This is a genomic window from Enterobacter sp. Ag1, from assembly GCA_000277545.1.
In the GTDB taxonomy this organism is placed as follows: Bacteria; Pseudomonadota; Gammaproteobacteria; order Enterobacterales; family Enterobacteriaceae; genus Cedecea.
The window spans coordinates 45,623-66,680 of record AKXM01000003.1; the positions used below are offsets into that span (position 1 = coordinate 45,623).

Sequence of the window (21,058 nt, forward strand, 5' to 3'; positions counted from 1 at the left end):
AATGAGAAACGTTATCGGCAGAATTCGCATTATCATAACGCGTGGAAACTGTTTGATGATGACTTTGCCAAATAAAACTCTGGCCTGGGATGTGGCCGCACAGTGCTTTCTTAATTCCCTTGTCCGTGAAACCAGCGACTGGCGACTGACCGACAGCCACCCAGCCGAACTCATTATCCCCCTGGGGGAACAGCAGGCGCTCTACTTCAAAGTGGCCTATTTCTCTCCCACCCAGCATCACCGCTTCGAATTCCCGGCTCGTCTGGTCACTGCCACCGGCAGTCAGCCGATAGACTTCGCCACCCTTTCCCAGCTGATTGTCGATAAACTCCAGCACCAGCAGATGCTGCCAGCCACCGGTTGCGAAGCGTTTTATCAGCGCGTAATGGAAAGCCATGCCCACACGCAGCAGGCGATTGAAGCCCGTCATGACTGGAATGGGCTGCGCGAAAAAGCGCTGAATTTTGGCGAAGCCGAGCAGGCATTACTGGTGGGACACGCCTTCCACCCGGCGCCAAAATCCCACGAACCGTTTAACCAGCAGGAAGCCGAGCGCTATCTGCCTGACTTCGCCCCGCATTTCCCGCTGCGCTGGTTCGCCGTAGATAAAAGCTACCTGGCGGGCGAAAGTCTGCACCTCAATCTGCAGCAGCGCCTGACGCGCTTTGCGGCTGAAAATGCGCCGCAGCTGCTGAGCGAGCTCAGCGACAATCAATGGCTGTTCCCGCTGCATCCGTGGCAGGCCGGCTATCTGCTGGAGCAGGACTGGTGCCAGCAGCTGGTCGCCAAAGGTTTGGTGAAAGATTTAGGCGAAGCCGGTGCACCATGGCTGCCGACCACTTCTTCGCGCTCGCTTTACTGCGCCACCAGCCGCGACATGATCAAGTTTTCTCTGAGCGTGCGCCTGACCAACTCCGTGCGTACGCTGTCGGTAAAAGAAGTTAAACGCGGCATGCGCCTGGCGCGCCTGGCGCAAACTGACCGCTGGCAAACGCTGCAGGCCCGCTTCCCGACCTTCCGCGTGATGCAGGAAGACGGCTGGGCCGGACTGCGCGATCTCCACGGCAACATTATGGAAGAAAGCCTGTTTGCCCTGCGCGAAAACCTGTTGGTTGAGCAGCCGCAGAGCCAGACTAACGTCCTGGTTTCCCTGACCCAGTCAGCCCCGGACGGCGGAGATTCCCTGCTGGTTGCCGCCGTGAACCGCCTGAGCTCTCGCCTTAGGATCACGCCGAAACAGGCTGCACACGCCTGGGTCGACGCCTATTGCCAGCAGGTGCTGAAGCCGCTGTTTACCGCCGAAGCGGATTACGGCCTGGTTCTCCTCGCTCACCAGCAAAATATTCTGGTGGAGATGCAGCAGGATCTGCCGGTCGGGCTTATCTACCGCGACTGCCAGGGCAGCGCTTTTATGCCGCATGCCGCAGGCTGGCTCGACATGATTGGCGAAGCACAGGCGGAAAACGTCTTCACCCGCGAACAGCTGCTGCGCTACTTCCCTTACTACCTGCTGGTCAATTCGACCTTCGCCGTGACCGCCGCGCTGGGTGCTGCGGGGCTGGATAGCGAAGTGAACCTGATGAGCCGTGTACGCAGCGCGCTTAGCGCCGTGCGTGACGAGGTGACGCATAAAACCTGCCTCGACTACGTGCTGGAAGGCCCGCACTGGAACGTGAAGGGGAACTTCTTCTGCTACCTGCACGACCATAACGAAAACACCATCGTCGATCCTTCGGTGATTTACTTCGACTTTGTAAACCCGCTGCTGGCTCAGGAGGGCTGAATGTTTCAGGCATCTATTGTTCACGGCGGCCACGGGCTGCGCTGTGAAAAGCTCAATAAGCCTCTGAATCTGAGCTGGGGCCAGGACGGCGGCGCGGTCCTGTACTGGCCGGGCGAACTGCCTGCAGGCTGGCTGCGCGATGCGCTGGATCAGATGTTCGTCGCGGCACCGCAGCTTACTTCCATCGTGCTGCCTTACGCCGAATGGCGCGAAGAACCGCAGGCGCTGGTGCTGTTCGATCTGCTGAAAAGCGACATCGTTCACCGCGCAACCTTCTGGCAGCAACCGCTGTGGCTCAGCGCTCCGGCGAAGCATGCTTCCGGCGAAATGGTATTTGACGCTGAGCGCGAGATCTATTTCCCGCTGCGCCCTGCCCGCCCGTACGGGGAAGTTTACCGCCGCTACGATCCGCGCGTTCGCAAAACGCTGAGCTTCCGCGTGGCCGATCCGGCGTTGGACGCAGAACGTTTTACCCGCTGGATGAACGATCCGCGCGTGGACTATTTCTGGGAGCAAAGCGGCTCGCGGGAGGTACAAACCGCGTATCTGGAGCGCCAGCTCACCGGAAAACATGCGTTTCCGCTGATCGGCTGCTTTGACGACCAGCCGTTCAGCTACTTCGAAATTTACTGGGCAGCGGAAGATCGCATCGGCCGCCATTACCCGTGGCAGCCGTTTGATCGCGGCCTGCATCTGCTGGTGGGCGAGCAACAGTGGCGCGGCGCGCACTATGTACAAAGCTGGCTGCGTGGCTTAACCCACTACCTTCTGCTGGACGAGCCGCGCACGCAGCGCACCGTGCTGGAGCCGCGCGCCGACAACCAGCGCCTGTTCAAGCATCTGGAGCCTGCGGGCTATGTGACGCGCAAGGAATTTGACTTCCCGCACAAGCGTTCACGCCTGGTCATGGCTGACCGCCACAACTTCTTTAGCGAGGTAGGCCTGTAATGAATCGCAAGGATTGGGATTTCGTTAACCGCCAGCTGGTAGCCAAAATGCTGGCTGAGCTGGAGTACGAGCAGGTTTTTCAGGCCGAATCGCTGGGCGAAAATCGCTACTGCATCAGCTTAGCCGGGGCCGAGTGGCATTTTAACGCCGAGCGCGGCATCTGGGGCTGGCTGTGGGTAGACGCGCAAACGCTGCGCTGTGCGGACGAGCCTGTGCTAGCGCAGACGCTGCTCATGCAGCTCAAGCCGGTGTTGTCGATGAGCGACGCCACCGTGGCCGAGCATATGCAGGATCTGTACGCCACGCTGCTGGGCGACCTGCAGCTGCTGAAAGCGCGCCGCGGCATGAGCGCTGATAACCTGATCGATCTCGACGCTGACCGCCTGCAGTGCCTGCTGAGCGGCCACCCGAAATTTGCCTTTAACAAAGGGCGTCGCGGCTGGGGCAAAGAGGCGCTGGAGCGCTATGCGCCGGAGTATGCCAATACCTTCCAGCTGCACTGGCTGGCGGTTAAACGCGAACATATGGTCTGGCGCTGCGATAGCGAACTGGATATTCAGCAGCTTATCGCCGCCGCGATGGACGAGCAGGAGCTGGCCCGCTTTACGCAGGCGTGGCAGAACAATGGCCTGGATGATAACTGGCTGCCGCTGCCGGTGCATCCGTGGCAGTGGCAGCAGAAAATTGCGCTGGATTTCGTGGCCGATCTCGCCGAAGGCAAGATGGTGTCTCTGGGCGAATTTGGTGACCAGTGGCTGGCCCAGCAGTCGCTGCGCACCCTGACCAACGCCAGCCGCCAGGGCGGGTTAGACATCAAGCTGCCGCTGACGATTTACAACACCTCCTGCTACCGCGGTATTCCGGGCAAGTACATTGCCGCCGGGCCGCTGGCTTCCCGCTGGCTGCAGAACGTCTTTGCTACCGACAGCACGCTGGTGAAAACCGGGGCGGTGATCCTCGGCGAACCGGCTGCCGGCTATGTTTCTCATGCAGGTTACGCCGCGCTGGCTCAGGCGCCCTATCGCTACCAGGAGATGCTGGGCGTTATCTGGCGCGAGAACCCGACCCGCTGGCTGAAGCCTGACGAGACGCCGATTCTGATGGCGACCCTGATGGAGTGCGACGAAAACAATCAGCCGCTGATTGGGGCCTATATTGCCCGCTCCGGCATGGATGCAGAAGCCTGGCTGACGCAGATGTTCCGCGTGGTGGTGGTGCCGCTGTATCACCTGCTCTGCCGCTATGGCGTGGCGCTGATCGCCCATGGACAAAATATTACGCTCGCCATGAAAGACGGCGTGCCGCAGCGCGTGCTGCTGAAAGATTTTCAGGGCGATATGCGTCTGGTGAAGGATGAGTTCCCGGAGATGGACTCCCTGCCTCAGGAAGTGCGGGATGTGACCGCCCGTCTGAGCGCCGACTATTTAATTCATGATTTGCAGACCGGCCATTTTGTGACGGTGCTGCGTTTTGTTTCGCCGCTCATGGCCCGCCTTGGCGTGCCGGAGAGACGCTTTTATCAGCTGCTGGCCGCAGTGTTGAGTGATTACATGCAGGAACACCCGCAAATGTCGGCGCGTTTTGCGCTTTTCTCACTCTTTAAGCCACAAATCATCCGCGTTGTGCTGAACCCGGTAAAACTGACCTGGCCTGACCAGGACGGCGGCAGCCGCATGCTGCCGAATTACCTCGAGGATCTGCAAAACCCGCTGTGGCTGGTAACCAGGGATTGAATTATGACAAACACTGTTGATTTTATTGGCGTAGGTATCGGCCCGTTTAACCTGAGCATTGCGGCGCTGTCTCACGAAGCAGAGGGATTTAGCAGCCAGTTCTTTGACAGCCGCCCTGACTTTGCGTGGCACCCGGGCATGTTAGTGCCGGACTGCCATATGCAGACCATGTTCCTGAAAGACCTGGTCAGCGCCGTGGCCCCCACCAGCCCGTTCAGCTTTGTGAACTACCTGGTGAAACGTAAAAAATTCTACCGTTTTCTGACCACCGAGCTGCGCACCGTCTCGCGCGATGAGTTTTCGGACTACCTGCGCTGGGCCGCAGAGGGCATGAACAACCTGCAGTTTAACCAGACGGTTGAGCGCGTTGATTTCGACGAGCAGCGCAAGCTGTTTGTGGTGCAGACCGGCCAGGGGGAAACGCTGGCGCGCAACATTTGCCTCGGCATTGGCAAGCAGCCTCACCTGCCGCCGTGCGTAAAAGCCGCCACGCCAACCTGCTTCCACGCCAGCGAAATGAGCCTGCGTCTGCCGAATCTGGCCGGGAAACGCGTCACGGTGGTTGGCGGCGGGCAAAGCGGTGCCGACCTGTTCCTGAATGCGTTCCGTGGCGCCTGGGGCGAGGTTGCCGAAGTGAACTGGGTTTCACGCCGCAATAACTTTAACGCGCTGGATGAAGCCGCGTTTGCCAACGAATACTTCACGCCGGAATACGTCACCGGCTTTGTGGGCCTGAATGAAGGCGCGCGGCAGAAAATGCTCGATGAGCAGAAGATGACCTCCGACGGCATTACCGCCGATTCGCTGCTGACCATCTACCGCGAGCTGTATCACCGCTTTGAAGTGCTCGGGCTGCCGCGCAATGCTCGCCTGCTGCCAAGCCGCTCCGTAACAGGCCTTGAAAGCCGTGGCCAGGGCTGGCAGCTGCTGCTGGAACACCATCTGGACAAGGGCTATGACACGCTGGACAGCGACGTGGTGATTTTCGCCACCGGCTACCGCCCTACGCTGCCGCAAATGCTTTCGCCGTTAATGTCACGCATGACGATGCTGGATGAGTGCAACTTCAAAGTGCGCGACGACTTTACGCTGGAGTGGAATGGCCCGGCCGGAAATAACATCTTCGCGGTCAACGCCAGCATGCAAACCCACGGCATTGCCGAGCCGCAGCTTAGCCTGATGGCGTGGCGCTCCGCCAAAATTCTGAATCGCGCGCTGGGGCGTGATTTGTTCGATCTCAGTACGCCGCCCGCGCTGATCCAATGGCGCAGCGGCAGCCGGGAAAAACCGCAGCACAGCGCTGCGTCCTTAACTCACTACTCCTCAAAATCATTCGAAATGCAGCCCGGCGCTAACTGAGTTTATCCCCCGGCACGCAGGCCGCTGCGGGACGGGGGTAACCGTTAACCCCGCGTCAAATTGAAGAATGACGAGGACACAGCATATTTGGGCCGATGTTTGTCAGCCCGTATGAAGGAACAATGATGATAACCAAAAAGCAAACGCTTTGGGCGCTCAATCCGTTACTGCTCGCCATGATGGCGCCGGCAGTGGCACAGCAAACCAGTGACGAGACGATGGTGGTTTCCGCCAACCGCAGCAACCGCACCGTCGCCGAGATGGCCCAAACCACCTGGGTGATCGAGAAAGCCGAACTGGAGCAGCAGATCCAGGGCGGCAAAGAGTTTAAAGATGCGCTGGCCCAGCTGATCCCCGGCCTCGACGTCAGCAGCCAGAGCCGTACCAACTACGGCATGAACGTCCGTGGTCGCCCGCTGGTCGTGCTGGTTGACGGCGTGCGTCTCAACTCTTCCCGTACCGACAGCCGCCAGCTGGACTCTATCGATCCGTTCAACATCGATCATATTGAAGTCATTTCCGGCGCGACCGCCCTGTACGGCGGTGGCAGTACCGGCGGTCTGATTAATATCGTGACCAAAAAAGGCCAGAAGGATACACAGGTAGAGTTTGAGACCGGGATCAAGAGCGGCTTTAACAGCAGTAAAGATCACGATGAGCGCGTCGCCAGCGCCATTTCCGGCGGGAACGACCATATTTCTGGCCGTGCGTCAGTGGCCTATCAGAAATTCGGCGGCTGGTTTGACGGCAACGGTGATGCCACCCTGCTCGACAACACCCAGACCGGGTTACAGTATTCCGACCGCCTGGACGTGATGGGTACCGGCACGCTGAATATCGATGAAAACCAGCAGCTGCAGCTCGTTACCCAGTATTACAAAAGTAAGGGCGACGACGACTACGGCCTGAACCTCGGGAAAAACTTCTCTGCCATCAGCGGGACAAGCAGCCCGTACGTGAGCAAAGGACTGAACTCTGACCGTGTTCCGGGCACAGAGCGCCACCTGATCAGCATGCAGTATTCCAACAGCGACTTCCTCGGTCAGGAGCTGGTGGGCCAGGTTTACTACCGCGATGAATCGCTGCTGTTCTATCCGTTCCCGACGGTAAACGCCAACAAAAAAGCCACGGCGTTCTCCTCTTCCCAGCAGGATACTAATCAGTACGGCGCGAAGCTGACGCTGAACAGCAAGCCGCTCGACGGCTGGCAGCTGACCTACGGCCTGGACGCGGACCACGAACGCTTCACCTCCAACCAGATGTTCTTCGATCTGGCACAGGCCAGCGCCTCCGGTGGCCTGAACAACCAGAAAATCTATACCACCGGACGTTACCCGGCGTATGACATCAGCAACATGGCGGCGTTCCTGCAGTCCAGCTATGACATCAACGAGATCTTTACCCTGAGCGGCGGCGTGCGTTACCAGTACACCGAGAACAAGATTGATGATTTCATCGGCTACGCGCAGCAGCAGCAAATCGCGGCCGGCACGGCAAAATCTGCTGACGCCATTCCTGGCGGCTCCACCGACTACGACAACTTCCTGTTCAACGCCGGCCTGCTGATGCACATCACCGAGCGCCAACAGGCCTGGCTGAATTTCTCCCAGGGCGTAGAGTTGCCGGATCCGGGTAAATACTACGGCCGTGGCACCTATGGCGCGGCGGTTAACGGCCACCTGCCGCTGACCAACAGCGTCAACGTCGGCGCGAGCAAGCTGCAGGGCGTGAAGGTTGATTCCTACGAACTGGGCTGGCGCTACACCGGCGACAGCCTGCGCACGCAGATTGCTGCCTACTACTCGCTGTCCGATAAGAGCGTGCTGGCGAATAAAGACCTGACCATCAGCGTTGTTGACGACAAGCGCCGTATTTACGGCGTGGAAGGCGCGGTGGACTACTTTATTCCGGACACCAACTGGAGCACCGGCGCTAACTTCAATGTCTTAAAAACCGAGTCAAAAGTTAACGGCAGCTGGCAGAAATATGACGTGAAAGTCGCCAGCCCGTCGAAAGCGACCGCCTATATTGGCTGGGCACCAGATCCGTGGAGCCTTCGCGTGCAGAGCACAACGTCGTTTAACGTAAGCGACGCGGCAGGCTACAGCATCGACGGTTACACCACTGTTGATTTACTGGGCAGCTACGAGCTTCCGGTGGGTAAACTCAGCTTTAGCGTCGAAAACGTCTTTGACCGTGATTACACCACCGTTTGGGGCCAGCGTGCGCCACTGTACTACAGCCCGGGCTACGGCCCTGCTTCGCTGTATGACTACAAAGGCCGTGGTCGCACCTTCGGCATGAACTACTCTGTGCTGTTCTAAGCCTCTTCCTTGCCCGGCAGTTGCCGGGCAAGTTCACACGCTTACCCTTCCTAACAGTTTATCCCTCGACCCGCGTAAAATAGTCTTTTAAAAATAAGGGATATTTTCCTCTCTTATGACCGGAGACGATATGCAAGTTGGGTTTATTGGCGTGGGCAGCGTAATAGAAACGGCTTACCTGCCAGCTATTCAGCGACTCGCCCGGCGCGATGTGGTTTGCTATGGGTTTGATCCCGCCCCGCGCTACCGCTCTGATACCATCACGCTTCTCCCCTCCCTAACCCAGCTTCTGGCGCTGCCGCTTGACCTGGTGTTCATCACCACGTCATCGCTCCAGCATTGGCCGATCCTGAAGCTGGTGCTACAGCAAAGTTCGCTGCCCGTCGTAGTGGAAAAACCCGTCGCGGCAACGCTACAGCAGTTGGACGAACTGACATCATTCCTGAGCGATCCGGCCATTGCCGCGCGGGTGCTCGCCCTGGATCACTGGATGGTGAGAACCGATGCGGCACGTTTTATCGACCGCCTCGAAGATATCGACCGTATCGAAGGATTCCTGCTGGAGCCCAGCGGGTTTAATGCCGCCGGAGAGCCGATTGCGCTGAATTTTGCCACCGGCGAGCCTGATACTCGTGCGCTGCACCACCCGGACGGCGTTATCGTGGACATCGGCACACACGTGCTGGCGATGATGCGCGAAACGCTGATGCAGGCGGGCGCTGACGAAGCGCTGGAGCTGGAGTTGCTGCTTGCCAAAGACCGGCTCGGCAACGGCATTGTGCCCGGCGATGTCACCACGGCAGAGGGCCAGGCTCTGCTGCGCGGGGAAATGGGCGGCATCCCCTGCGTGCTGCAGCTGAACAAATATGCCGGGCCCGCCGGGGGGCAAAAAGGTATTAATATCGTGCTGAAAGATGGCAGAGTGATTGCCGTCGACAGACGCGGGGTAAATGAAACCCTGAGCGTTGACGACGAGGTAAAACTGGATATCAGCGGGCCGCTGTACGACCGCTGCCTCGGAGAGGTCATTTTTGCCGGTAAAACACTGTTTGAGCAGGCTCCTGAGACGATTCCCGCCTTAACCCGCCGCAGAATTCAGGAAGTCAGGGTCTTATTGACGCTGCAGCAAACGCTGCGCGGCGAGCACTAGAAACACAAAACCCGCCGAAAGGCGGGTTTATATTTTAAGACTCGGCATCAGGCTTTGTTCAGCACCAGCTGGCCTTTGCTGTCCAGCGGGATCTGAGTGCCAGGGTCTTTATCCATGCGGATTTTGCCCTGCTGATCGCCGATTTTGTAGGTCACATCATAACCGAGCATTTTTTCTGATTTGTCATACACAGTCTTGCAGCGCTGCTGGGTGGTGGTGTAGGTATCCCCCTCCTGCATCGCGCCCTGCACCTGGTTCCCGGCGTAGCCGCCACCCAGCGCGCCCACGACCGTGGCAACATCCTTCCCGCGTCCACCGCCAAACTGATGACCAAGGACGCCCCCGGCCACCGCGCCCAGAGCAGAACCTAAAATACGGTTCTCATCCTGAACAGGTTTGCGGTGCGTCACGGCCACATTGCGGCACTCCTGACGCGGTGTTTTAACCGTTTCCTTGATTGGCGTCGCTGACACCACCTGTGCATACTGGGGACCACGGTCAAACACGTTCAAACTGGCTACCGCAGCCACGCCCAGCGCAGCGGCCACGCCAATACCTATACCCGCTAACATTGATTTATTCACAGGACATCCTCCTGACCTTGTTGTTAACCTAATTTTGCACTGCAGTGACAATATTGAGAAATCAGACAACGGATCAAAAGTGCGGGATCGTGCGGTGAAAACGTGTGTTTAAGACAACTCCGAGCAATCCGCCAGGAATATGCCGAATGTTATGCTGCTTCCCGGCAATAAAAAACCCGGCACGGGGGCCGGGTTTCGGAAGGAAATAAAACTTAGTGCAGCTTCAGGCGTGGACGAATCACGCGGTTGATGCTGCCCACCAGCATCATCAGGCCAGTTTTGAAATAACCGTGCAGCGCAATCTGGTGCATACGGTACAGGGAGATGTACACGAAGCGGGCGATGCGGCCTTCCACCATCATCGAGCCGCGCATCAGGTTACCCATCAGGCTGCCCACGGTGGAGAATTTGGACAATGAAACCAGTGAACCGTGATCTTTATAACTGTAAGCTTTGAGCGGCTGGCCTTTCATCTGCGCAAGGATGTTAGTCAGCGCGCGGGAAGCCATTTGGTGCGCGGCCTGAGCGCGAGGAGGCACGAAACCACCTTCCGGGCGAGCGCAGGATGCACAGTCGCCGATAGCGTAGATATCAGGGTCACGCGTGGTCTGCAGCGTTGGCTCAACCACCAGCTGGTTAATGCGGTTAGTTTCAAGGCCGCCGATATCTTTCATGAAGTCTGGCGCTTTAATGCCCGCCGCCCAGACCATCAGATCCGCTTCGATGAACTCGCCGTCTTTGGTGTTCAGGCCATGCGCTTCGGCACTGGTCACCATGGTTTGCGTCAGCACGCGAACGCCAAGCTTGGTCAGTTCGCTGTGCGCGGCGGCAGAAATGCGCGGCGGCAGCGCAGGCAGAATGCGCTCCCCGGCTTCCACCAGCGTGACGTTCAGCGCTTCGTTGGTCAGCCCTTTGTAGCCGTAGCTGTGCAGCTGCTTAACGGCGTTATGCAGCTCAGCAGACAGCTCAACGCCCGTCGCGCCACCACCAACGATAGCGATGTTAACCTTGCCGCTTGCGCCCAGGTTGGCGGAGTATTTCAGGAACAGGTTTAGCATCTCGGAATGGAAACGACGCGCCTGATGCGGGTTGTCGAGGAAGATGCAGTTCTCTTTCACGCCAGGGGTGTTGAAGTCGTTGGAGGTGCTCCCCAGCGCCATCACCAGCGTGTCGTATGGCAGCTTGCGCTCAGGCACCAGCAGCTCGCCCTTTTCATCGCGCAGTTCGGCGATGGTCAGCGTTTTGCTTTCGCGGTTGATATCCACCACGGAACCCAGCTGGAACTGGAAATGATGATTGCGCGCGTGGGCCAGGTAGCTCAGCGCATCCACGCCTTCATCCAGCGAACCGGTAGCCACTTCATGCAGCAGCGGTTTCCACAGGTGGCTGTGGTTACGGTCGACGAGCGTAATTTTGGCTTTTTTGCCACGCCCCAGTTTTTTACCCAACTGAGTCGCCAGCTCCAGACCACCAGCGCCGCCGCCAACAATCACTATTTTTTTCAATGGTGTAGTCAACTTGACCCCCCTAAAATATTAACCAATTGTTAATTAAAAGTTATCTAAATAACCTTTAATTAACAAAGGGTTACTGCACGTTTAACGCCAAACTTTATCGAGAATAACATGAAGGGTGCATTGGTCATACCAAAATTGATGTACATCAATTTTTATGCCGAAAAGATAAACAAAAAGGCCAGCGCGAGGCTGGCCATGACATTTTCCCTAAATAATTCGAGTTGCAGGACGGCGGCAAAGCTGAGAAACCCCAGGAGCATAGCTAACTATGTGACTGGGGTGAGCAGGTGCAGCCAACACACCTGCGGCTTGAAGTATGACGGGAAAATTTAGCCCAGGGTTTTAAAGGCTTTAATGCGTTGCAAATGCCGGGAGATATTTTTGAATTTGTGGGTTTGCTGCTCGTCCCAGACGATTTCATAGTAGTGATGCAGCGCTTCAGCCGTACGCCGGTTGTCCAGCGCTTCGTCGTTGCGCGAGAGAATAGCCAGGCAGCGATCGCGGTTCTTCTCACGGAAGTTTGGCACGCACTTGGTGGTGATATCCGCGTACTCTTCCGGCCTGTCGATCTTCCCTTCCATGTTTTCATGGGGGTAAAGGTTCGGGTTAAAAATAACCTGCCGCATATCGCAGAGAAAACCAATGCGCTCCGCCCAGAATCCGCCGAGACCCACGCCGCAAATTAAGGGACGTTCGTCGTCGGTAAGCTGCTGCATCTTGTCGACTTCCTTCAGCAGATGCTGCATGTCGTGCTTCGGATGCAGCGTGCTGTAGCTGATCAGCCGCACGTCGGGATCGATAAACTGAAGCTGCAGCACTTTTTCATGGTTTCCGGGACTGTTTGAGTCAAAACCGTGCAAATAGATTATCATGGCATCCTCATTACCTGAATATTAGCCCGCCTTATGCGCCTGCCACTGCTCGTGCAGCGCTTCCAGCTGCTGGTTCACCTGCTTCCAGCGATCGGATGAACGCAGCTCATCGCGGGTAAATGACCCTTTATGATACAAACCTGTAACACGCTCTGCTTTGACCGGCGACAGGTTATCAAGCACGCTCACCGCCCCTTTACGATTATTGCAGACGAGGATCATATCGCAACCGGCGTCCAGCGATGCCTGACCGCGTTCGGCATAACTGCCCATGATAGCCGCGCCTTCCATCGACAAATCATCGGAGAAAATCACACCATTAAAGCCCAGTTCGCCGCGCAGGACCGTTTTTAGCCAATACTCAGAGCCGCTAGCCGGACGCGGATCGACTTCATCATAGATAACGTGGGCAGGCATGATGGCATCCAGCTTATTCTCGCGAATCAGTGAGGCAAAAATGCGCATGTCATGCTCGCGGATTTCCGCCTTCGGGCGCGGGTCGTGCGGGGTTTCTTTGTGCGAGTCGGCGGTGACCGCCCCGTGGCCAGGGAAGTGTTTACCGGTGGTTTTCATGCCCGCAGCATGCATCCCGTCGATAAAACGCGTGGCCATTGCCAGCGCTTTGGCCGGATCTTCATGGTAAGAACGTTCCCCAATGGCCGCGCTGATGTGCCCGATATCCAGCACCGGCGCAAAGCTGATGTCGATATCCATGGCGATCATTTCGCTCGCCATCAGCCAGCCAGCTTCAGCCGCCAGCTTGCCGCCCTCTTCCAGGCCGCGGAGTGCCGCAAAAGATTGTGCCGCAGGCAGACGGGTAAACCCTTCGCGGAAGCGCTGCACGCGGCCGCCTTCCTGATCGACGGCAACAACCAGACGATGGTGCGAAGCTTCACGGATCTGGCGCACCAGTTCACGTAGCTGCTCCGGGTCGTGGTAGTTGCGGGTAAAAAGAATCAAACCGCCCACCAGCGGGTGCTGCAAAATTTCACGCTCTTCCGCATCCAGCTCGAAGCCGGCCACATCCAACATTACTGGGCCCACAATACTCTCTCCTGATGTTTGCTCGCCCGCAGCGCGCGCCACGCGTCGTCTGCCAGCGTAATAAAATGTTGCTCCCCGGTTTGCCGCCAGCGGCATTCATACCAGGACGCCATAAGTAACGCTATCCACGGCCGCCAGCGCGCAACCTGGCGATTGAGGACGTCAAGGCTGAGTGAAGCCTGGGCAGCATACAACTCCAGCAGCGCTTTACTGTCGACGGTGTTTGCCGCCAGCACGGCGGCCAGCTCCAGCGCAATATCGCCATCCCCGGCGTATTCCCAGTCAATAAGCCCCAGGCGATTGCCCGATTGCCGCACCAGATTTCCCGCGTGAACATCCATATGCAGAGGGGCCAGCCGCAGAGGCCTGGGCTCCTGACGCCGCTTCAGGCGCTTTAATTCACGCAGCCAGGTCAGGGTTCGCCTGTTTGGGTCGCTTTCCTGCCAGTAAAACTCAAGCAGCGGAGCCAGGCTTATGCGCCAGCCGAACGGTTTCTGCCGGTGAAGATAATACAATAAGCCCGTTAATTCAGTGAGCGGGGCCAGGTTCGGCAAAACCTCGCCGTCAAGCCAGCGGGTGAACAGCCAGCCTTCCGCCAGACACCAGGGCTCGGGCGCGATGCCGACGGGCAACTGCCTGAGCGCGCGATGATGCCGCCGAAGGGAAATCCCCGGCAAGCGCTGTTCGGGCAGCTTTCTTGCCGTAAAGCTGCCGGCTTCTGTCTCTACGCGGTAGCTTGTGCCGCTCAGTCCCTCGAGCGCAGAAACACAACCGGCGGCCTGAGCCGCCGGAAGGTATCGAGTCACTGCCGCATCGAGCGATGCTTTAGTTGGTTTGCTGAACAGCACCGCTACCCGACCAGATGATTTCGCCAGTTTGCACCAGCATCAGCTGCATTTTCAGCGTGGGCGTGTTCACGTTGCCGCTGGCGTTGGTGTAAAGCACGTACTGGGCGCCGGTGTTACGCGCAATGCCAATCGCTTTGCTTCGCGTACCTAAGCTGTCCTGCGGGGAAAGCCCAAGCTGCTGCTTAGCCATCGAGAGCTGCTGCGCAGAAACCAGCGTGAACTTGTTGTTGTTGGCCAGCGCGCCGCGCAAGGCTTCAGTCGCGCTGCTGGTTTGCAGGCTGCCATTGGTGCGGTTGTTGACGCTGTCCACCAGCAACACGCTACCCGGCGTCACGCCATCCGCCTGCAGCATTTTGCTGACCATCGGCTGCATGGCACTGTTCCAGTCATAGGTGCGAACCTTAGGCTGAGGCGGAATAGTAGGCTCTGGTTGTTCCACAGGGCCAGGCTGCGTCGGCACGGTCGGTACCGTTGGCACGGTAGGCTCCGGCTGAGCAGGCTGCTCTGTGCCAGGTTTAACTTCTTCTACCGGGGCAGGCTGTTCGCCGCGATTAATACACCCGGTCAGGATCAGCGCCACCGCAGTGACGGCCAGATAACGATGAAGTCCCCTAATCAAAATTCGCTCCTTACAGAGAGAGAAAGACGTACTTTTTTGGCTCCCGGCCAGGCTGCAGTCGATTCAATACGCTGCGAAGACTGCCCCGGGAGGGTAACGGTACGCACTTGCTCAAGCGGGTGGATTTCCAGCCCTTTTTTGTCGTACCAGTAGAAACGGTAGTACAGCGTGACCGGCTTATGCTGCTCATTATACAGCGATGATTCGGCCACCGTGGCACCATTCTGTTGAGAGATATCCGGTTTTTCCGCGCTAATCCCGGCCGCCAGCACCGCAGATTCCATGACCAGGGTTTGGTCGTTGTTCACCGGAATGGCGGGGCTAGAGCTACAGCCCGCCACCAGCAGCAGCGCTAACAGACTCAGGGAAAAGCGCGACATAGGATCAGTCCTTATGCGCCAGCATTGGGCCAAGCGGACGGCCACCCAGCAGGTGCATGTGAATATGGTACACCTCTTGCCCACCGTGTCGGTTGCAGTTCATGATCAGGCGGTAGCCGTCAGCGGCAATCCCTTCCTGTTCTGCAATTTTAGCTGCAACGGTCATCATCCGCCCCAGCGCAAGCTCGTGTTCAGCTTTAACGTCATTGGCCGTTGGGATAAGCACGTTTGGAATGATGAGGATGTGGGTGGGTGCCTGAGGGGAAATATCACGAAACGCGGTGACCAGTTCGTCCTGGTAAACCACATCCGCCGGAATTTCACGACGAATAATTTTACTGAAAATAGTTTCTTCGGCCATGAGCTGTTCCTTGAAGGAGAAAACGGTGTTGGGAGTATGAGCGAGGCGCTCATTTGACTCAACCTTCTGCACGCTTTTCTTTCGTTAAGTGCTGGCCTTTAAAACAAATTCGTCTTTTTTCAGTAACAAAAAAGAGAGGCTTTCGCCTCCCTTTAGACTTCTGATAAACCGCCGTCGAGAGAAGAAATACCAGACGACGCGTCAAAAAACGGGAAAATCAATGCGTTGATTTTCGGCTGATAACCACAAAGCGGGAAAAACCACGCTTTTTCCCTCTTTGTCTGCAACAAAAAAGGGAGGCTTTCGCCTCCCTTATCGCTCCCCGAACAAACTTAGTTGTTACGGATCCACTCATCCATTTCGGTTTTCAGGTTATCGGACTTGGTGCCGAAAATAGCCTGAACGCCGGAACCTGCGACAACCACACCTGCTGCACCCAGTTTTTTCAGGCCAGCCTGGTCAACTTTTGCCACGTCGGCCACGCTAACGCGCAGACGGGTGATACAAGCGTCGAGGTTAGTGATGTTTTCTTTACCGCCGAAAGCGCTAACCAGAGCAGGTGCCATTTCGCTGGTTACGCCAGCGGTGGTTTCTGCGGTGGCGTCTTCACGACCCGGGGTTTTCAGATCCAGTGCCTTAATCAGTACGCGGAAGATGGTGTAGTACACGATCGCGTAGCAGATACCGACAATCGGGAACAGCCACAGTTTGCTGCTGTTACCGCTCAGCACGATGAAGTCAATCAGACCGTGAGAGAAGGACGTCCCGTCACGCATGCCCAGCAGGATACAGATAGGGAATGCCAGACCCGCCAGAATCGCGTGAATGATGTACAGGATCGGGGCCACGAACATGAAGGAGAATTCGATTGGCTCGGTGATACCGGTCAGGAACGAAGTCAGCGCCGCGGAGATCATGATCCCGCCCACTTTTGCACGGTTCTCTGGTTTAGCAGAGTGCCAGATAGCAATGGCCGCAGCCGGCAGGCCGTACATTTTGAACAGGAAGCCGCCGGACAGTTTGCCCGCAGTCGGGTCACCTGCCATGTAGCGAGGGATGTCGCCGTGGAACACCTGGCCCGCAGCGTTGGTGTATTCACCGATCTGCATCTGGAATGGAACGTTCCAGATATGGTGCAGACCAAACGGTACCAGGCAGCGCTCGATGAAGCCATAGATACCGAAGGCAACAACCGGGTTCTGGTATGCAGCCCACTGAGAGAAGGTCTGGATAGCCGTACCGATTGGTGGCCAGATGAAGGACAGCACTACGCCGGTGAAGATAGCCGCCAGACCGGAGATAATCGGTACAAAGCGTTTACCGGCGAAGAAGCCCAGATACTCAGGCAGCTTGATGCGGTAGAAACGGTTGAACATGTATGCCGCAATTGCACCGGAGATAATACCGCCAAGCACGCCGGTATCCGCCAGGTGTTTAGCTGCAATTTCTTCCGCAGGCAGGTGCAGGACCAGAGGCGCGACCACGGCCATGGTTTTCACCATGATGCCATAGGCAACAACCGACGCCAGGGCAGATACGCCATCGTTGTTAGTGAAGCCCAGTGCCACACCGATAGCGAAGATAAGCGGCATGTTGGCGAAGACTGAACCGCCCGCTTCCGCCATAACGTGAGAGACAACGACCGGCAGCCAGCTGAAGTTTGCAGACCCGACGCCCAGCAGGATACCTGCGATAGGCAGTACGGAGACTGGCAGCATCAGCGATTTACCCACCTTTTGCAGGTTAGCAAATGCATTCTTAAACATAATAGAGAGTGCTCCTGAGTATTTGTGCTTTTTTTGTACGCATTTACGCATCGAACCGGGGGGAGAACCGGTTCATAAACAGGACATCTAAGTGTCCTTTTATTTATTACGCAGAGTAAAATAAATAACGAAAACTTTGTTTGACGGCTATCACGTTTCTCAGCCGATCGCGCGAAAAACTTTCATTAATTTACATAACACGCTTACAAATGGTTCAAAACGAGCGTGCACCGCTCATTTTATGGCGGTGCACTTTACTCGCTTAGGCTATTAATTACGAGCTTTAAAATAACTATGAATTTCAGAGAGATTGCAGGCGGGATAAGGGGACGTGGAACAAATCAGCAAAGTTCTGCGTGGTGGCAATAGCCAGTTCTTCCAGCGAAACGCCCTTCAGTACGGCCATATATTCGGCAACATCACGCGTCATAGCAGGCTGGTTTTCTTTCCCGCGATGTGGCACTGGTGCAAGATACGGGGAGTCCGTTTCCACCAGCATTCTGTCCAGCGGGACATAACGCGCGGCGTCACGCAGCTGCTCGGCATTCCGGAAGGTCACTATCCCGGAAAAAGAGATGTAAAACCCCATATCAAGCAGTTTACCCGCCGTTTCTCTGTCTTCCGTGAAACAGTGTAGTACCCCGCCGCACTCTGTCACTTTTTCTTCCTGCAGAATGCTCAGCGTATCGGCGCGGGCATCACGGGTGTGGACGATCACTGGCTTGTTCAGCTCGCGGCCAATACGGATATGGTTCCGGAAAGATTCCTGCTGACGCGGTTTTGTTTCCGGCGTATAGAAGTAATCCAGCCCGGTTTCCCCCATTGCGATAACGCCAGGTTCGGCGGCCAGGCGGCGCAGCTCTTCAACGTCGTACTCTTCGTCCTGGTTCAGCGGATGTACGCCACATGAGAAGGCCACGTTGTTACGCTCCCCGACCAGCTCACGCATTCCCCGATAACCGTCAAGGGTAGTCGCCACAGCCAGGCAAAACTTCACGTCCCTGGCGGCCGCTTTTTCCAGAACGTCATCAACGTTTTTGTGCAGGGATTGATAATCCAGGCCATCGAGATGGCAGTGTGAGTCGACCAGAAACATAGTAATACTCTTAGAGATGATGTGAGTGAAGCAGTGCGCCGGGCTGAGCCAGACGCTCCCACGTAAGAAGACTTTCCGTGAGCAGGAGCTCACGGTTAACACCTACCACGTTAAGCAAGGCATCGCGGCAGGTAAACCAGTGGTGAAGCAGGCTTTGCAGCACGGCCGGGGAATAACGCCCGCCGAGGCTTGCCACCAGCGGCTGCATATCCGCGTTGGTGAGCCACGCCCCTGCCCCCTGCTGCCACTTGAGGGCATCAACCAGCAGCGCGCAAAGCCAGTGGACGCGGCGGGCAGCGTCCTCATGGTTTAATGCCGGCAAAAGCGCCAGCAGGTTGTTCGCTTCCCCAGCCTGAGTGAGCTTCTCGCAAAGCTGCTGCCGGGCCTTCCACTGTTCGGGCTGCAAAAGCGCCAGCGCGGCGGCAGGAGCCCCGGAGCTAAGCCGCAGCGAGGCCTGAAGCTCTTCCGCAGAGGCCGTTGTCTCGCGGCCCAGCCATGCCAGAGCAAAACGCTCATCCGGGGGCGCAAGGTGCCAATAAAGGCAACGGCTGCGCAGCGTTGCGGGCAAGTGCGCGGGTTCGCGGCTGCTCAGAAAGAACCAGGTATTTCTTGGCGGCTCTTCCAGCGTTTTCAGCAACGCGTTCGCCGCGGCCTCGGTCAGCAGATCGGCATCTTTCAGCCAGACGACTTTCGCCCCGCCCTGCTGGGCGTGGCCATAAAGCTTCTCGGTGATGTCACGCACGGCATCAATTCCGAGGCTGGATTTGCCTTTTTCTACTTCAAGGGAGTAGCTGTCAGGGTGCGTACCCGCCTGCATCAGCTGGCAGCTATGGCAATGGCCGCAGCTTTTATTGCCTTCCGGGCTTTGGCACATCAGCCAGCGGCACAGGGCGTAGATTAACGCGTCGTCCCCCAGGCCCGGCAGCGCGTGAACCAGCAGCGCATGATGCCCACGCCCGGCCTGATACTGGCCGATAAGCTGCTCAAACGCGCCGCGAAGCCACGGATACCATTTCACTATTGCTGCTCCCGGAACCAGCTCAGCACGGCTTCACGCACGGCCAGCGAGACGTCATCCAGCGGCTGCGTTGCGTCGATGGTTTTAATACGGCTGTCGCGGCCTGCCAGTTCCAGATAACGCGCACGTGTGCGGTTAAAGAAGTCGATAGATTCCTGCTCAATGCGGTCAAGTTCACCCCGGGCGCGGGCGCGGGTTAACCCCACTTCAGGCGTCACGTCGAGATAAATCGTCAGGTCAGGATAAAAATCGCCCAGCACGGTGTTGCGCAGCGCCATCAATAACTGCTGGTCAATCTGACGCCCGCCGCCCTGATAGGCCTGGGTGGAGAGATCGTGGCGATCGCCGATGACCCAGCTACCACGCGCCAGGGCCGGTTTGATCACCGTTTCTACCAGTTGAATGCGCGCCGCGTAGAACATCAGCACTTCGGCTTTATCGGTCACCTTCTCATCACCGATCCCGGCATTGTTGAGCGTTAACTCACGCAGGCGCTCGGCTAGCGGAGTGCCACCGGGTTCACGCGTGAAGGTCAGCTCGCTGATACCCAGCTCTTTTAAGGTCGCCACGACCACGTTATGGGCGTTGGTTTTCCCGGCGCCTTCCAGGCCTTCGATGACGATAAATTTACTGTCCATTTTTATCCTTAAGAGCTTTGATATAGACCTGCACCGCCTTGTTATGGCTGGCGAGGTTGGTGCTAAAGGTATGACCACCCTTACCGTCAGCAACAAAATAGAGATACGGCGTTTTTGCCGGGTGCGCCGCCGCTTGCAGAGACGCTTCGCTCGGCACCGCAATCGGGCCCGGCGGCAGGCCGCTAATCACATAGGTGTTATACGGCGTGGGAGTCTCGAGATCTTTGCGCGTTAGCTTACCATTATAGCTGTCGCCCATCCCGTAGATAACGGTGGGGTCGGTTTGCAGGCGCATGCCAATACGCAGGCGGTTAATAAACACCGACGCCACCTGGTCACGCTCGGCCGCGACCGCGGTTTCTTTTTCGATGATCGAGGCCATGGTCACCAGGTCGTTTTCGGTTTTATAGGGCAAGCCATCAACTTTGCTTTCCCAGGCCTGCGCCACGGCTTTAACCATTTTTTGATGCACGCGCTTAAGCAAAGCAACATCCGTGGTGTGGGCGGTGTACATCCAGGTGTCCGGGTAGAACCAGCCCTCGACCCATTCAGGGTGCTCAAATTTCAGCGTCTCCGCCACGGTCGCATAGCTGTCGTCTTTTAGCGTGTGCTGGATGTATGGGGCATCTCGCAGCTGCTCGAGTAAATCGCTCAGGCGCATACCTTCCACAAAACGCAGCGGGAACTGCGCCTCTTTCCCACTGGCCAGCAGGTGGAGCATATCGGTGACCGTCATCCCTGGCGTGAGGCGGTATGTGCCAGCCTTAAATTTGGCCAGATCCGGCTCGACGCGCAGCAGCCACTGGAAAACACGCGGGCGTGTAATCAGTTTCTCTTCATAAAGCTGAGTGCCCAGAGCTAAACGTCCGGTGCCCTGCTTCAGGGTGAAAATGGTTTCCTGTTTGATCGGCAACGGCGCTTTTGCCAGCTGGCGCACCTTCCACATGCCTGCACCGGCGGCGATGCCAAGCACAATCAGCAAAACCAGAAAGAAACGAAACATTTTTTTCATCGGTAA

At 57.2% G+C, this 21,058-nt stretch carries 19 protein-coding genes; 6 read left to right on the forward strand and 13 right to left on the reverse strand.

From position 1 onward, the window contains the following. The first annotated feature begins 58 nt into the window (after positions 1–58). The 6 genes from iucA to A936_RS00280 all read left to right on the forward strand — a co-directional run bounded on the left by iucA (position 59) and on the right by A936_RS00280 (position 9,297). Entirely contained in the window at positions 59–1,783 is a 1,725-nt protein-coding gene (iucA, locus tag A936_RS00255; RefSeq protein WP_008453426.1) for an aerobactin synthase IucA, read from the forward strand. Continuing rightward, positions 1,784–2,731: a N(6)-hydroxylysine O-acetyltransferase gene (gene iucB, locus A936_RS00260; protein WP_008453429.1), complete on the forward strand. Its 948-nt coding sequence runs from the start codon at positions 1,784–1,786 to the stop codon at positions 2,729–2,731. Beyond that, positions 2,731–4,464 (forward strand): aerobactin synthase IucC, encoded by a 1,734-nt coding sequence (iucC, locus tag A936_RS00265; protein WP_008453432.1) that lies wholly within the window; start codon positions 2,731–2,733, stop codon positions 4,462–4,464. The genes iucB and iucC overlap by 1 nt, the downstream gene beginning before the upstream one ends. 3 nt (positions 4,465–4,467) lie before the next feature. Continuing rightward, on the forward strand, positions 4,468–5,823 hold the full coding sequence (gene iucD, locus A936_RS00270; protein ID WP_008453434.1) for an NADPH-dependent L-lysine N(6)-monooxygenase: 1,356 nt from the start codon (positions 4,468–4,470) through the stop codon (positions 5,821–5,823). A gap of 122 nt (positions 5,824–5,945) precedes the next feature. Beyond that, a complete protein-coding gene (gene iutA / locus A936_RS00275; protein WP_008453436.1) occupies positions 5,946–8,147 on the forward strand; it encodes a ferric aerobactin receptor IutA in 2,202 nt (733 codons plus the stop codon). Positions 8,148–8,277: 130 nt separating this feature from the next. Then, positions 8,278–9,297, forward strand: coding sequence for a Gfo/Idh/MocA family oxidoreductase (locus A936_RS00280; protein ID WP_034807250.1), 1,020 nt, complete (start codon positions 8,278–8,280; stop codon positions 9,295–9,297). 47 nt (positions 9,298–9,344) lie between these two features. On the opposite strand, the gene A936_RS00285 is transcribed toward A936_RS00280, so the two are convergent. The 13 genes from A936_RS00285 to yceG form a co-directional block, all read right to left on the reverse strand. Next, the gene (locus A936_RS00285; protein WP_008453441.1) at positions 9,345–9,881 is read right to left on the reverse strand and encodes a glycine zipper 2TM domain-containing protein; all 537 of its coding nucleotides are present in this window, start codon (positions 9,879–9,881) and stop codon (positions 9,345–9,347) included. Positions 9,882–10,093: 212 nt separating this feature from the next. Further along, entirely contained in the window at positions 10,094–11,398 is a 1,305-nt protein-coding gene (locus A936_RS00290) for an NAD(P)/FAD-dependent oxidoreductase (protein ID WP_008453443.1), read from the reverse strand. A gap of 329 nt (positions 11,399–11,727) precedes the next feature. Continuing rightward, the gene (ycfP, locus tag A936_RS00300; RefSeq protein ID WP_008453447.1) at positions 11,728–12,270 is read right to left on the reverse strand and encodes an alpha/beta hydrolase YcfP; all 543 of its coding nucleotides are present in this window, start codon (positions 12,268–12,270) and stop codon (positions 11,728–11,730) included. A 21-nt stretch (positions 12,271–12,291) separates the two neighbouring features. Then, positions 12,292–13,314, reverse strand: coding sequence for a beta-N-acetylhexosaminidase (nagZ, locus tag A936_RS00305; RefSeq protein ID WP_008453449.1), 1,023 nt, complete (start codon positions 13,312–13,314; stop codon positions 12,292–12,294). After that, positions 13,302–14,162 (reverse strand): thiamine kinase, encoded by an 861-nt coding sequence (gene thiK / locus A936_RS00310; protein ID WP_008453451.1) that lies wholly within the window; start codon positions 14,160–14,162, stop codon positions 13,302–13,304. Before thiK ends, nagZ begins: the two co-directional genes overlap by 13 nt. Then, positions 14,140–14,781 (reverse strand): penicillin-binding protein activator LpoB, encoded by a 642-nt coding sequence (gene lpoB, locus A936_RS00315; protein ID WP_008453453.1) that lies wholly within the window; start codon positions 14,779–14,781, stop codon positions 14,140–14,142. The genes thiK and lpoB overlap by 23 nt, the downstream gene beginning before the upstream one ends. Beyond that, positions 14,778–15,161: a YcfL family putative periplasmic lipoprotein gene (locus tag A936_RS00320; RefSeq protein ID WP_008453455.1), complete on the reverse strand. Its 384-nt coding sequence runs from the start codon at positions 15,159–15,161 to the stop codon at positions 14,778–14,780. The genes lpoB and A936_RS00320 overlap by 4 nt, the downstream gene beginning before the upstream one ends. 4 nt (positions 15,162–15,165) lie before the next feature. After that, entirely contained in the window at positions 15,166–15,522 is a 357-nt protein-coding gene (gene hinT, locus A936_RS00325; protein WP_008453457.1) for a purine nucleoside phosphoramidase, read from the reverse strand. 332 nt (positions 15,523–15,854) lie between these two features. Then, positions 15,855–17,288 (reverse strand): PTS glucose transporter subunit IIBC, encoded by a 1,434-nt coding sequence (ptsG, locus tag A936_RS00330; RefSeq protein ID WP_008453459.1) that lies wholly within the window; start codon positions 17,286–17,288, stop codon positions 15,855–15,857. A gap of 301 nt (positions 17,289–17,589) precedes the next feature. Beyond that, on the reverse strand, positions 17,590–18,384 hold the full coding sequence (locus A936_RS00335; protein ID WP_008453460.1) for a metal-dependent hydrolase: 795 nt from the start codon (positions 18,382–18,384) through the stop codon (positions 17,590–17,592). Positions 18,385–18,394: 10 nt separating this feature from the next. Beyond that, positions 18,395–19,402, reverse strand: coding sequence for a DNA polymerase III subunit delta' (gene holB / locus A936_RS00340; RefSeq protein ID WP_008453461.1), 1,008 nt, complete (start codon positions 19,400–19,402; stop codon positions 18,395–18,397). Continuing rightward, on the reverse strand, positions 19,402–20,040 hold the full coding sequence (gene tmk / locus A936_RS00345) for a dTMP kinase (RefSeq protein ID WP_008453462.1): 639 nt from the start codon (positions 20,038–20,040) through the stop codon (positions 19,402–19,404). The genes holB and tmk overlap by 1 nt, the downstream gene beginning before the upstream one ends. Continuing rightward, positions 20,030–21,052, reverse strand: a complete 1,023-nt coding sequence (gene yceG, locus A936_RS00350; RefSeq protein ID WP_008453463.1) for a cell division protein YceG — start codon at positions 21,050–21,052, stop codon at positions 20,030–20,032. Before yceG ends, tmk begins: the two co-directional genes overlap by 11 nt. Between the last annotated feature and the right edge of the window lie 6 nt (positions 21,053–21,058).